General features: G+C 38.7%; 9 protein-coding genes and 1 other annotated feature. Of the genes, 6 read left to right on the top strand and 3 right to left on the bottom strand.

Features of this window, described 5'->3' with window-relative positions:
- Nucleotides 1-605 precede the first annotated feature (605 nt).
- From AAZR93_RS17445 to AAZR93_RS17435, 3 genes are all read left to right on the top strand, one after another.
- Nucleotides 606-1,700, top strand: coding sequence for a 3-deoxy-7-phosphoheptulonate synthase (locus tag AAZR93_RS17445; RefSeq protein ID WP_294107344.1), 1,095 nt, complete (start codon nt 606-608; stop codon nt 1,698-1,700).
- A 13-nt stretch (nt 1,701-1,713) separates the two neighbouring features.
- Entirely contained in the window at nt 1,714-2,835 is a 1,122-nt protein-coding gene (gene tyrA, locus AAZR93_RS17440; protein WP_434720553.1) for a bifunctional chorismate mutase/prephenate dehydrogenase, read from the top strand.
- A 313-nt stretch (nt 2,836-3,148) separates the two neighbouring features.
- The gene (locus tag AAZR93_RS17435; RefSeq protein ID WP_434720552.1) at nt 3,149-4,708 is read left to right on the top strand and encodes a methyl-accepting chemotaxis protein; all 1,560 of its coding nucleotides are present in this window, start codon (nt 3,149-3,151) and stop codon (nt 4,706-4,708) included.
- 57 nt (nt 4,709-4,765) lie between these two features.
- On the opposite strand, the gene pheA is transcribed toward AAZR93_RS17435, so the two are convergent.
- The 3 genes from pheA to bamD all read right to left on the bottom strand — a co-directional run bounded on the left by pheA (nt 4,766) and on the right by bamD (nt 7,648).
- Nucleotides 4,766-5,938: a bifunctional chorismate mutase/prephenate dehydratase gene (gene pheA, locus AAZR93_RS17430; protein WP_434720551.1), complete on the bottom strand. Its 1,173-nt coding sequence runs from the start codon at nt 5,936-5,938 to the stop codon at nt 4,766-4,768.
- A gap of 26 nt (nt 5,939-5,964) precedes the next feature.
- Nucleotides 5,965-6,088, bottom strand: a sequence feature (Phe leader region).
- 169 nt (nt 6,089-6,257) lie between these two features.
- Complete coding sequence (raiA, locus tag AAZR93_RS17425; protein WP_294107352.1) at nt 6,258-6,587, bottom strand: ribosome-associated translation inhibitor RaiA; 330 nt, start codon at nt 6,585-6,587, stop codon at nt 6,258-6,260.
- Between the two features lie 329 nt (nt 6,588-6,916).
- Nucleotides 6,917-7,648 carry an outer membrane protein assembly factor BamD gene (gene bamD, locus AAZR93_RS17420; RefSeq protein WP_294107354.1) on the bottom strand — a complete coding sequence of 244 codons (732 nt, stop codon included), beginning with the start codon at nt 7,646-7,648 and terminating at the stop codon, nt 6,917-6,919.
- 139 nt (nt 7,649-7,787) lie between these two features.
- Here bamD and rluD point away from each other — a divergent pair, with 139 nt between their 5' ends.
- From rluD to clpB, 3 genes are all read left to right on the top strand, one after another.
- Nucleotides 7,788-8,765 carry a 23S rRNA pseudouridine(1911/1915/1917) synthase RluD gene (gene rluD, locus AAZR93_RS17415; protein WP_434720550.1) on the top strand — a complete coding sequence of 326 codons (978 nt, stop codon included), beginning with the start codon at nt 7,788-7,790 and terminating at the stop codon, nt 8,763-8,765.
- Entirely contained in the window at nt 8,765-9,499 is a 735-nt protein-coding gene (gene yfiH, locus AAZR93_RS17410) for a purine nucleoside phosphorylase YfiH (RefSeq protein WP_434720549.1), read from the top strand. Before rluD ends, yfiH begins: the two co-directional genes overlap by 1 nt.
- Before the next feature lie 127 nt (nt 9,500-9,626).
- Nucleotides 9,627-12,200 (top strand): ATP-dependent chaperone ClpB, encoded by a 2,574-nt coding sequence (clpB, locus tag AAZR93_RS17405; RefSeq protein WP_294107359.1) that lies wholly within the window; start codon nt 9,627-9,629, stop codon nt 12,198-12,200.
- Nucleotides 12,201-12,676 lie beyond the last annotated feature (476 nt).

Here is a 12,676-nt window from a genome sequence, read left to right as displayed (position 1 = left end):
ACGAACTATTTAGAATAAATATAAATAGAGTTAAGAAGTTATATTTCGCCCGCCGTGGCGGTGTTGGCTTCATTCAGCCACGCAAGTCACATACTTATGTATGCTCCCTGCGCTGTCTTCACTTTGCCGCCTAGCCACAACACGAACTATTTAGAATAAATAGAATAAATAGAATAAATATAAATAGAGTTAAGAAGTCATATTTCAAGTCATATCTGTGTTAGTAACATTTATTTGCACTAGTCCTCATGTACGCTCCTTGCGTCTCATTCATTTGCCTCCTTGCTACAACTTGAACTATTTGAATTATAGATTAGGCATAACCTTCTTCTTCACAATAACATTCTAAATAAATGTGATTTCGTTACTTTCTGTTTTTGTAAACTTAACTATACGATTTTTTGTTTAAAATCCACTTTTAAATATTTTAAATATTAATTTCAAGAAAAACTTATTTCTATTCAGTGCGTTATGCTTGTGTAATTAATTATTTACGGAGGTGGAAATATTTTACATCAATGGATTGAATTCTTTACGTACCATGGTATGTTATTGCTTACGCACTTAAACACAATATATAAATAATAAGCTAAATAGGTAAAAAAATGATCATGCAAAAAGATGTACTCAATAATGTGAATATTCAAGATGAACAGGTTCTTATTACTCCTGAAAGCCTGAAACATAAGTTTCCACTGAGTCACAACAATCTGCATGCCATTGCGACATCGCGTAAAATTATCGCTGATATAATTCATCAGCGTGATCCGCGCTTACTCGTGGTATGTGGTCCTTGCTCAATTCATGATGTAGATGCCGCTATTGAATATGGTGAGCGTTTACAAAGTCTAGCCGCAGAGTTAAGTGATAGCTTATATATTGTGATGCGTGTTTATTTTGAAAAACCTCGTACTACTGTGGGTTGGAAAGGATTAATCAGCGATCCTTTTATGGACGGTTCTTTTGAAATGGAAAAAGGATTACATATTGCCCGCGACTTACTGACAAGTTTAGTCAATATGGGATTACCGCTCGCGACAGAAGCACTAGATCCTAATAATCCTCAGTACTTAGGTGATTTATTTAGTTGGTCAGCTATCGGCGCTAGAACAACTGAATCGCAGACTCACCGAGAAATGGCTTCAGGCTTATCAATGCCAGTTGGTTTTAAAAACGGTACTGATGGTAGTTTATCAACTGCGATAAATGCGCTGAAAGCGGCTGCAATGCCACACCGTTTCATGGGAATTAATCAGTCAGGGCAAGTTTGTTTATTGCATACAAAAGGCAACGAGAACGGTCATGTGATCTTACGTGGCGGTAAAACACCTAATTACAGTGCTGAAGATATTGCTGCATGTGAAGCAGAAATGAAAAAAGCAGGGCTTGAACCGTCATTAATGGTCGATTGTAGCCATGGTAATTCAAATAAAGATTACCGTCGCCAGCCATTGGTTATTGATTCTATCATTGAACAAATAACTAATGGTAATGAGTCAATTACAGGTATTATGGTGGAAAGTCATATCAATGAGGGGAATCAAACCTCTGAACAGCCACGTGACACCATGAAATACGGTGTTTCTGTGACAGATGCTTGTATTGATTGGCAAACAACGGAATCTGTGTTGCGTAATCTACATCAAGCTATGTTACCTATGCTTGAACAACGCGCACGAAAATTAAGCAAAGTAAGCTAAGCAAGGTATTGGTATGTCTGTTGAATTATCCCATTTAAGGGACCAAATTGATGAGGTTGATAAATCTTTACTGGAATTATTGGCTAAGCGGTTACAGCTTGTTGCTGAAGTCGGTGAAGTAAAGAGTCAGCATGGATTACCAATCTACGTACCGGAACGCGAGTCGAGCATGTTAGCCGCTCGCCGTTTTGATGCCGAGCATATGGGGGTTCCGCCTGATTTAATTGAAGATGTGCTCAGACGGATTATGCGAGAATCTTATGCCCGTGAAAATGATAAAGGTTTTAAAACACTAAATCCATCTGCCGGTCCCATCGTTATCGTGGGTGGTGACGGTAAAATGGGACGATTATTTAATCGGTTACTCACTTTATCGGGATATCAGGTAAAAACCTTAGGTGAAAATGATTGGCCTCAAGCAAAATCTATCGTTGCTGGGGCAAGTGTGGTTATTATTAGTGTACCGATTCATTTGACGGTGAATGTCATTAATCAATTACCCACACTGGATAAAAGCACGATCCTTATTGATATTGCCTCGATAAAACAAAAACCATTAGAAGCAATGCTTACTGTTCATGAAGGCCCTGTTCTCGGGTTACACCCGATGTTTGGACCTGATGTCGATAGTGTGGCAAAACAAGTTTTTGCTTATTGTGATGGTCGAGATGCCGAGTCCTATCAATGGTTTCTTGAGCAATTATTAGTTTGGGGAGCTAGACTAAAAAAGATCACTGCTGAAGATCATGATAAGAATATGAGCTTTATCCAAGCATTGCGTCACTTTACGACTTTTGCTTATGGACAAAATTTAGCAAATGAAGAAGTCGATTTACAACAATTACTATCGCTTTCTTCACCTATTTATCGTTTAGAATTGGCGATGGTAGGGCGGTTATTTGCCCAAGATCCTCAACTATACGCAGATATCATTATGTCTTCAGATGAAAATGTTGAGCTTATTCGCCGCTACTATCGTTTATTAGGGCAATCGATTGAAATGCTCGAACGAAATGATAAGGCAGAATTTATAGAGCAATTTAATAAAGTTAGCCAGTGGTTTGGCGAAGATGCTCATCATTTTATGAAAGAAAGTCAGTCGTTATTGCAACGCGCTAATGATAATCGTAAATAATGTAATATTATAATATCCCTTAGGACAAAAGTGTCTCTAAGGGATAACGCATTTTTCTTTTCATTAATTATTTTTATGCTGAATTTCATTCCATATGATTAAATTTATTTAAAATAAGTAATTTTACTTATTATCATAGTTTATGGTGAATGAATCGATTGCCTTACTTCGCTATTGAATTAATCTATTGTATAAATTTAAATTAATCAATTTTTCAAATTGATATTTATAAATTAGTCGACTTATCTGATAAAGATCCCCCGATTTATACCGATAACACTATTCATTAAATGATGATAAGTGTGGTAACTATATGTCTTTTAAAAATCTTAAGATTAGTATTAAATTAACGATTGCATTCGGTGTATTTATAACCCTCATCGTTTTAAGTTCTATATTTTCATCGGTAAACTTAAGCCGAGCTAATGAAGGTATGCAACAAGTTCTATTTAAAAGTTATCCTATCGCATCGACAGCAGGGCAAATGATGGATAATTTTTATTCTTATATTGCTATGCAGCAACTTATTTTACTTGATGACCGCGGCAGCGATAAGCGCAAGGAAGAGTTGGCTAAAATTAGTCAAAATATTACTAGTCTCATTGATAAGCTCGATAATAGCGTAACAGATAGTCGCTCAAAAGAAGCATTATCTGATCTCCATCTTATTCGAAAACAATTCCATGAGTCACAAGCACGCATTATGGAATTATTGAATCAAAATAATCGTCAGGCTGCTATTGATGAAATGATGACAAAAACCTTGAGTATTCAGCGTGATTATCGTGAACAAATTCAAACGTTAATGTCAATTCAGGATTTGGATATGCAGGAGGTAGGGCATCAAGTTAATGAAGACTATGAAACAAATAAAGTTTTATTAGCAATATTGTCCTTTGTGAGTATCGCTATAGGTTGTGCAATGGGATGGTTTATAACGATCAGCATTACTCGCCCATTAGATAGCGCAGTTGGTTTTGCTCAAGCAATTGCGAGTGGTGATTTAACTAAAGATATTAAAATACAGTCTAAAGATGAAACAGGGGTTTTGTTGGAATCTCTTGTAGATATGAAAGCCCGGTTGCTGGAAATTGTACAAGAAATGCAAAATGGTTCTGAAAGTATTTCAGCTGCTGCGGGTCAAATAGTTGCAGGAAATCAAAATCTAGCGGCAAGAACTGAAGAACAAGCGGCTTCAGTAGAAGAAACAGCGAGCTCGATGGAGCAGATTACCTCAACGGTACAAAATACAACAGAGCACACTCATGAAGCGACCTCATTGGCAAACAATGCGGAGATCGCGGTAAAAGACAATGGTCGAATGATGATCCAGCTCACTGATAAAATGCGAGCTATCAATACCTCTTCAGCACAAATGACCGATATTATTAATTTGATTGATTCGATTGCATTTCAAACAAATATCCTTGCTTTAAATGCCTCGGTTGAGGCGGCAAGAGCTGGAGAACACGGGCGAGGTTTTGCTGTTGTTGCAGGAGAAGTGAGGTTGTTAGCACAAAAAAGTGCAGCTTCAGCAAATGATATTCGAGGTTTAATCGATAACTCATCATCTCAAGCTAAAGACGGTATGTCACTAGTCGAAAAGGCAAGTAACCAAATTCACGGTATGGTAGCGAGCGTACAAGAAATGAATGCATTGCTACAAGAAATTGGGCAGGCAAGTCGTGAACAAAGTGACGGTATCTCACAAATTAATAGTGCAGTAGGGCAGTTAGATTTAATGACGCAACAAAATGCAAGTTTAGTTGAAGAATCCGTTGTTGCCGCAGGCTCTCTTAATGAGCAAGCGTTTCATTTGAAAGAGCTAGCGAGCTATTTTCGTGTGAATTCAAAGCCTGTTACACAAGAGTAAAATTAAATTTTATATAATAAGCTGCCCTACTTATAGGGTTATAGGGCAGCTTATTTATTAAGGTATGATTTTCTCAGGTTCAACTGGCACAATATTTTCAGAAGGGTAGCATCCGAGTATTTTTATTGAACGAGTAATTGTCGATAATTCTTTTAATGCTTGCTGCATATTATCTGAACGTAGATTGGCGTGCACATCGACATAAAACATTTCTTCCCATGGCTTACCATTAATTGGTCGAGATTCTAGTTTACTCATAATTATCTTATTATTTTTTAAAATAATTAATGCATCGACCAATGCACCCGCTTGTTGACCAGTAGTTACCAACAGAGTTGTTTTAGCTGGAACTTGCTCTGTGACTTCAATTGCTTGCTGCGCGACAACAATAAAACGAGTCATATTGATTTGTTGATTAGCTAAATTATGCTCGAGAACTTTAAGATCATATAGTGCGCCACCAGCCTCACTACCTAAAGCTGCGACATTCGGTAAATTCAGTTCTGCCACCATTTGCATCGCCGTGGATGTACTATCGCAATATTTTATTTTCAAATGAGGGTATTGAGCTAAATATTGACTACATTGTTGGAAAGGTTGAGGATGGCTGTAAACGGTATCTATCTTACTTAAATCTGTGTTTCCCATAGTAAGTAAGCAATGGTTAATTGGTAGTCGGATCTCGCCTACAATAGATAGCGACGTATTTTGTAGTAAATCATAAACGTCATTAATTGCACCTGAGCTGGTATTTTCAATAGGTAAAATACCATAATCAGCTTGGCCACTTTCCACGAGAGAGAAAATATCTTGGAATTTATGGCAGCTACATTCAACTAATTGGTCAAAGTGACGAGCTGAATATTGGCGAGCAGCAATATGTGAATATGAGCCTTTAGGACCTAAAAAAGCAAATCTCGCCGAATCATTCGGTGTCAAATTTAGGTGCTGTTGTAGGATAGCTTGTTGAGTGAGTACTGAATCTTCAATTATCATTTGGAATAATCGAGTAACATAGAAGCCATCTAATCCTAATGGCTTTCCTTTGTTAATCAATATATCGAGTAATTGGCGCTCACGTTCTTTATCACGAATTGGACGATTATCATCAATTTTAGTTTCAGCGACTTCGACTGCATAACCTCTACGTTTTGCTAGAAGGTTGAGTAGCTCACTATCTAATAGAGTGATTTTTTCACGTACTTTCAATAAATTATTGCTATTTTCCATCCAACCCACCCTATAAAATATTATTGAATAAAAAAGCCCCCTAAGTAGGGGGCTTTAAAATATTGTCTTCTTTTTTTTCTCGAACGACAAAAGCCCCTTATTTAAGAGTAACTAAAAAAGAAGAAAAAGAAGACAGAATTGAAGTTCATCTATAACACCTATAATTAAACATCTGTTAAATAGACCTGATAGCTAGGAGAAAGTCAATTAAAAAGAATAACTAGCAAAAAACGCGCCCGTAATGAGCGCGTTAGCAAAGTTTCAAGATAAGTTGATAGATAATATAAAATTATAACGTAACTATTTATAACGTAACTACTTATAACGTAACAATGTTCGCTTCTTTTACACTATTGTTAGCCCTTCTTGATTCTCCTTTGTGTTGAACTTTATTGAGTTGTCTTTCAAGTTTGTTAATCAGTTCATTTATTGCAACATACATGTCTTCATGTTTGGCGCTTGCTACTAATTTACCCGTAGCTGTTTTTATGTTGGCATCAACCATAAAGCCTTGTGGTTCTTTTGATAACACCACATGGGTATTAATCAGGGAAACTTGCCACTTATCGAGTTTTGTTAGACGGTCTTCAATGTGCTCACGAATTGCTGGGGTAATATCCATTTGCTTACTAGTAATGTTCACTATCATATAGTTACCTCTCATTGTTTCCGTCTCTAATGTATTTAGAATACCCATAATTCATGATGAAAAGTTGACGTGGATCACATTTCAATGAGGAGTAGTGAGTTGGCCATCTGAAGTGTGATTTTGCATAAAAAAGGGAATGAAAAGGATTGCCAAATTTACTTGATTAGGAGAAACTGACAGAGTTGACTATCGTAACGGTTAATGGTCGGTACTCTTTTTGGGTAAAATTTTAGGTTATTTGAAAGCAGATTAATAGATAGCAAGTTATGATAATTAGCGATGAAATAAAAACAGCAGCCAAGGCTGCTGTTTTAGATCTTACCAAGATGTTACTGAGGGTTAGCCGCTATAATGCTGCCAACTTTATTTGCTTCTTGATCTAGTCCCATCTGATTATAAGCAATTTCCATATACGCCAAAGCGTTACGTGTTGCTTCTGTATCTGGATAGTCTTTTAGCATTTGCTGCACACGATTAACAACCGCGACATATGCACCCCGTTTGTTGTAGTATTCTACGACAGACAGGTCAAACTTAGCTAAACGATCTTTTAGATATACTAGACGCTTGCTAGCATCATTTGAATAAAGACTGTTAGGATAGTAGCGAACGAGTTGGCTGAAATCTTTGAATGCAACACGCGCATGCTGAGGATCACGATCAGAACGATCGATACCTAAGAGGCCTTGCAGCAGACTGTCATCCAATGCCATAGCCGTTAGGCCACGGATATAAATAACATAGTCTATGTTTGGATGTGTTGGATTTAAACGCATGAAACGGTCAATCGCGGCTATCGCCATTGGTAGCTCAGCGGATTTATAATAGGCGTAAATAAGGTCTAATTGAACCTGCTGGGCATATGGGCCAAACGGATAGCGATTGTCCAAAGCTTCAAACTGTTTAATCGCAGCTTTATAGTTACCATCCTGTAATTTTTGCTGACCCGTACTATAAATTTCAGCTGGGGAGCTATCAGGGCTGATCTCGCTATTGCTGGAGCACCCGGTGAGAACCAGGCTTAACGTGGCAGCAGCCACCAGATGTTTCATACGTATCATCACGTGTAGGTTATCCTCTGAGTGTTTCGAGGGAGTCTATCCATAAGGCTCCCGGCAAAGATTCGGGTTACAATAGCATATATTTTAAATGAAACGGCAGCGCCGTCAAAATACAAACACGAAAAAAGTAGATTAATTTATGGCTCAACAAGTACAACTTAGTGCAACCATCGCTGAATCACAGCTCGGTCAACGTTTAGATCAGGCTTTGGCCGAATTGTTCCCTGATTATTCACGCTCACGCATAAAAGAATGGATTTTAGCTGATAGAGTGCAGGTTAATGGCAAAGTTATCAATAAGCCAAAGGAAAAAGTTTTAGGTAGCGAACAAATTTTAGTCGATGCGCTTATTGAAGAAGATAAACGCTGGGAGCCTCAAGATATTCCATTAGATGTAGTTTATGAAGATGATGATATCTTAGTTATCAATAAACCTCGCGGTTTAGTTGTTCATCCGGGTGCGGGCAACCCTGATGGCACGATACTTAATGCACTATTATATCGCTATCCAGAAATTGCCGATGTGCCAAGAGCTGGTATTGTTCATCGTTTAGATAAAGACACGACAGGCTTGATGGTCGTGGCGAAAACGGTTCCTGCTCAAACGCATTTGGTAGAAGCTCTACAATTGAGAGAAATTACACGTGAGTATGAAGCTGTTGCTGTTGGCAGAATGACAGCAGGTGGCATGGTTGAGGAACCTATTTCAAGGCATCCAACTAAAAGAACCCACATGGCCGTTCATCCAATGGGAAAACCAGCGATTACACACTATCGTGTGATGGAACACTTTAGAGCACATACACGCTTGCGCTTGCGTTTAGAGACTGGGAGAACACACCAAATTCGCGTTCATATGGCTCATATTAATCATCCTCTTATTGGTGATGCGTTATATGGCGGTAGACCTCGCCCATTAAAAGGCGCAACAGATGAGTTTTTAGAAGTGATGCGTGGTTTTGATAGACAAGCGCTTCATGCCACGATGTTGCGTCTATTTCATCCAATATCAGGGATCCAAATGGAGTGGCATGCACCATTGCCTGATGATATGGTAAAATTAATCGACGCTTTAAAAGCGGATACTAAATTACATAAAGACAATATGGATTGGTAATGAGCGCATTGATTTTTCCTGACTGGCCACAGCCTAAAAATATAGCAAGCTGCAGTACTACTCGTATTGGTGGCGTAAGTTTGCCACCGTTTGATAGTCTGAATTTAGGTTGTCATGTTGATGATGACCCTAAGGCTGTTAGTGAAAATCGTTGCAGACTGGTTTCTCTTGCTCATTTGCCACAGCAGCCGTTGTGGCTTGAGCAAGTGCACGGTACCACTGTATTACACTTAGATAACGGCATAATTAAAAGCAAACAAGCAGATGCTGTCTATACTAATACGGTAGAGCAAGTATGTGCGATCATGACCGCAGATTGCTTGCCTGTGTTATTTTGTAATAAAAATGGAACTGAAGTCGCGGCAGCTCATGCTGGTTGGCGTGGATTATGCAACGGTGTCCTTGAAAATACCGTTGCTAAATTTTCTTGTCCACCAGATGAAATCATGGCTTGGCTCGGTCCTGCAATTGGGCCTGAAAAATTTGAAGTTGGTGCTGAAGTTAGAGACGCATTTCTTAATCAATCGTCTGAATTGAGTTTAGCTTTTACCTCTCATGGTGATAAATACTTGGCGGATATCTATTTACTAGCGCGAAAAAAGTTGCAAGCAGTCGGTATAATATCTATTTATGGTGGTTCTTTTTGCACTGTGACTGAAGAAAACAGATTTTTTTCCTATCGACGTGAGGGGAAGACGGGAAGAATGGCTTCACTAATATGGATAAATAACTAGTAAATGGTTTTTTGTTCTGATTTAACAACTATATTGAAAATAATCGCACCTAAAACTTGAATCTTCAAAAATAGACCTCATCTTATTTCCAGTAGCAATTCTAATCCCATTTATTATCGGAGGTGTTATGCGTCTGGACCGTTTAACTAATAAATTCCAGCAAGCTCTCGCTGACGCCCAGTCATTAGCCCTTGGGCGTGAAAACCAGTTTATAGAACCTATTCATTTACTCAGTGCTTTGTTTAACCAAGAAGGTGGCACTGTACGTCCTTTGCTGACAACTTTAGGTGTTAATGCCGTACAGCTTAAGCAAAAGATTGAAGATGCATTGACGCGTTTGCCTCAAGTACAAGGTGTTGCTGGTGATGTTCAACCATCAAGTGATTTAATGCGTCATTTGAATTTGTGCGATCAACTAGCACAAAAGCATGGAGATGAGTTTATCTCCTCAGAATTATTTCTACTTGCCGCTTTAGAAGCCAATACAACATTAGCAGATATGCTCAAAGCAGCAGGTGTTAATAAAGATAACTTAAAAAAGGCAATAGAACAGATGCGAGGCGGAGAAAAAGTGAATGACCAAAGCGCTGAAGATCAGCGTCAAGCCTTGAAAAAATATACTGTCGACTTAACTGAGCGAGCAGAACAAGGCAAATTAGACCCAGTGATTGGGCGTGATGACGAAATTCGTCGTACTATTCAAGTTTTACAGCGTCGTACCAAAAATAACCCAGTTTTAATTGGTGAGCCAGGTGTGGGTAAAACGGCCATCGTTGAAGGTTTAGCACAACGTATTGTTAATGGTGAAGTGCCGGAAGGCTTAAAAAATAAACGCGTATTATCATTGGATATGGGGGCACTGATTGCGGGTGCTAAATATCGCGGTGAATTTGAAGAACGTTTAAAAGGCGTATTGAATGACCTTGCTAAGCAAGAAGGTAGCGTCATTCTATTTATTGATGAGTTGCATACGATGGTCGGTGCAGGTAAAGCTGACGGTGCAATGGATGCAGGTAATATGTTGAAACCTGCACTTGCTCGTGGTGAACTACATTGCGTAGGTGCAACGACACTGGATGAATATCGCCAATATATTGAAAAAGATGCGGCTTTAGAGCGTCGTTTCCAAAAAGTATATGTGGCGGAGCCTTCAGTCGAAGATACCATCGCAATTTTACGTGGTTTAAAAGAGCGCTATGAGCTTCACCATCATGTACAAATTACAGACCCAGCTATTGTAGCGGCCGCGACGTTATCGCATCGTTACATAACTGACCGTATGTTACCAGATAAAGCAATTGATCTAATTGACGAAGCTGGTGCGAGTTTACGTATGCAGATGGATTCGAAACCAGAATCCTTAGATAGATTAGAACGTAGAATTATTCAGTTAAAGCTAGAGCAGCAAGCATTGAAGAAAGAGTCTGATGATGCAAGTAAAAAGCGTCTCGAAATGCTTGAAGAAGAATTAGCTGAAAAAGAACGTGAATATTCTTCTTTAGATGAAGAATGGAAAGCTGAAAAAGCGTCATTGACAGGTACGCAGCACATTAAAGCTGAATTAGAAAACACCCGTATTGAAATGGAAAAAGCACGTCGTGTGGGTGATTTAGCTAAAATGTCTGAGTTGCAATACGGTCGTATACCTGAATTGGAAAAACAGCTTGATGCTGCAACCAAGGCAGAAGGTAAAAGCATGAAGCTTTTACGTAATAAAGTTACTGATGTCGAAATTGCTGAAATTCTTGCACGCTGGACAGGTATTCCAGTTTCAAGAATGTTAGAAAGTGAAAGAGAAAAACTATTGCGTATGGAGCAACAGTTACATCAACGAGTAATTGGCCAAGATGAGGCCGTTGTTGCTGTATCAAATGCTATCCGACGTAGCCGTGCAGGATTAGCCGATCCAAACCGTCCGATTGGTTCTTTTATGTTCTTAGGGCCAACAGGTGTAGGTAAAACTGAGTTATGTAAAGCGTTAGCGAATTTTATGTTCGATAGCGATGATGCGATGGTTCGTATCGATATGTCTGAATTTATGGAAAAACACTCAGTTTCTCGTTTGGTTGGGGCACCTCCAGGCTATGTTGGCTATGAAGAAGGCGGCTATTTAACAGAAGCGGTAAGACGTCGTCCATATTCAGTTATTTTATTGGATGAAGTTGAGAAAGCTCACCCTGATGTATTCAATATCTTATTACAGGTATTGGATGATGGACGTTTAACTGATGGTCAAGGTAGAACTGTCGATTTCCGTAATACGGTAATTATCATGACATCAAACCTTGGTTCTGATTTGATCCAAGAGCGGTTTGGCATGATTGGTTATTCAGAAATGAAAGATATGGTGATGGAAGTTGTTGCCCATAGTTTCAGACCTGAATTTATTAACCGTATAGATGAAGTTGTTGTGTTCCACCCATTAGGTCAAGAGCAAATTATGAATATTGCCAATATTCAACTTGCTCGTTTATATAAACGTCTTGAAGAACATGGCTATGAAGTGACAGCAACGGCTGCTGCTCTCGAGAAAATTGGTGAAGCAGGTTATGATCCAATATATGGGGCAAGGCCATTGAAACGTGCGATTCAGCAGGAAATTGAAAATCCACTGGCACAAGAGATATTGTCAGGTAGGTTAATCCCGGGCATCCCTGTTACATTAGATGTAGAAAATAATGAAATCGTAGCGAAACAGTAATAAATTAATTGCGATATTATTTTTAGATTCAATAGATAAACTGAATGGCGGCTTTGATAGCCGCCATTTTTTTATCAAATTAAGGCTAATCTCTCAGTTTTTGATGGATAAATGGGCGTAAAGTATGAAAGATAATCAGTTAAAATAAAAAATCAAAAAAACACTTGCCAGATTTTTCTGACTCCCTATAATGCGCATCCACTGACCGGGAACAAGACAACGCAAAGCGCGATGAACACTGAAACGGCAGCGAGAGAATCTGAAAAGATAAGCGAAAAAAAGCTTGACTCTCCATGAGGAAAACGTATTATACGGCTCCTCGCAACAACGACCTGATTCACAGAATTTGGTGTCGACATCGAAAGATGAGTTGCAACGCTCTTTAACAATTTATCAGACAATCTGTGTGGGCACTCACAAGACACTATCAAAAATGTATTATTTGAAGTTAAAGTCTTGAAGAGTGACTAACACGT

Origin of the sequence: Providencia sp. Je.9.19, assembly GCF_051129765.1 — a bacterium.
Lineage (GTDB): Bacteria > Pseudomonadota > Gammaproteobacteria > Enterobacterales > Enterobacteriaceae > Providencia.
The sequence above is the reverse complement of the archived record's forward strand: the minus strand, read 5'-3'. Positions and strand labels throughout refer to the sequence as shown.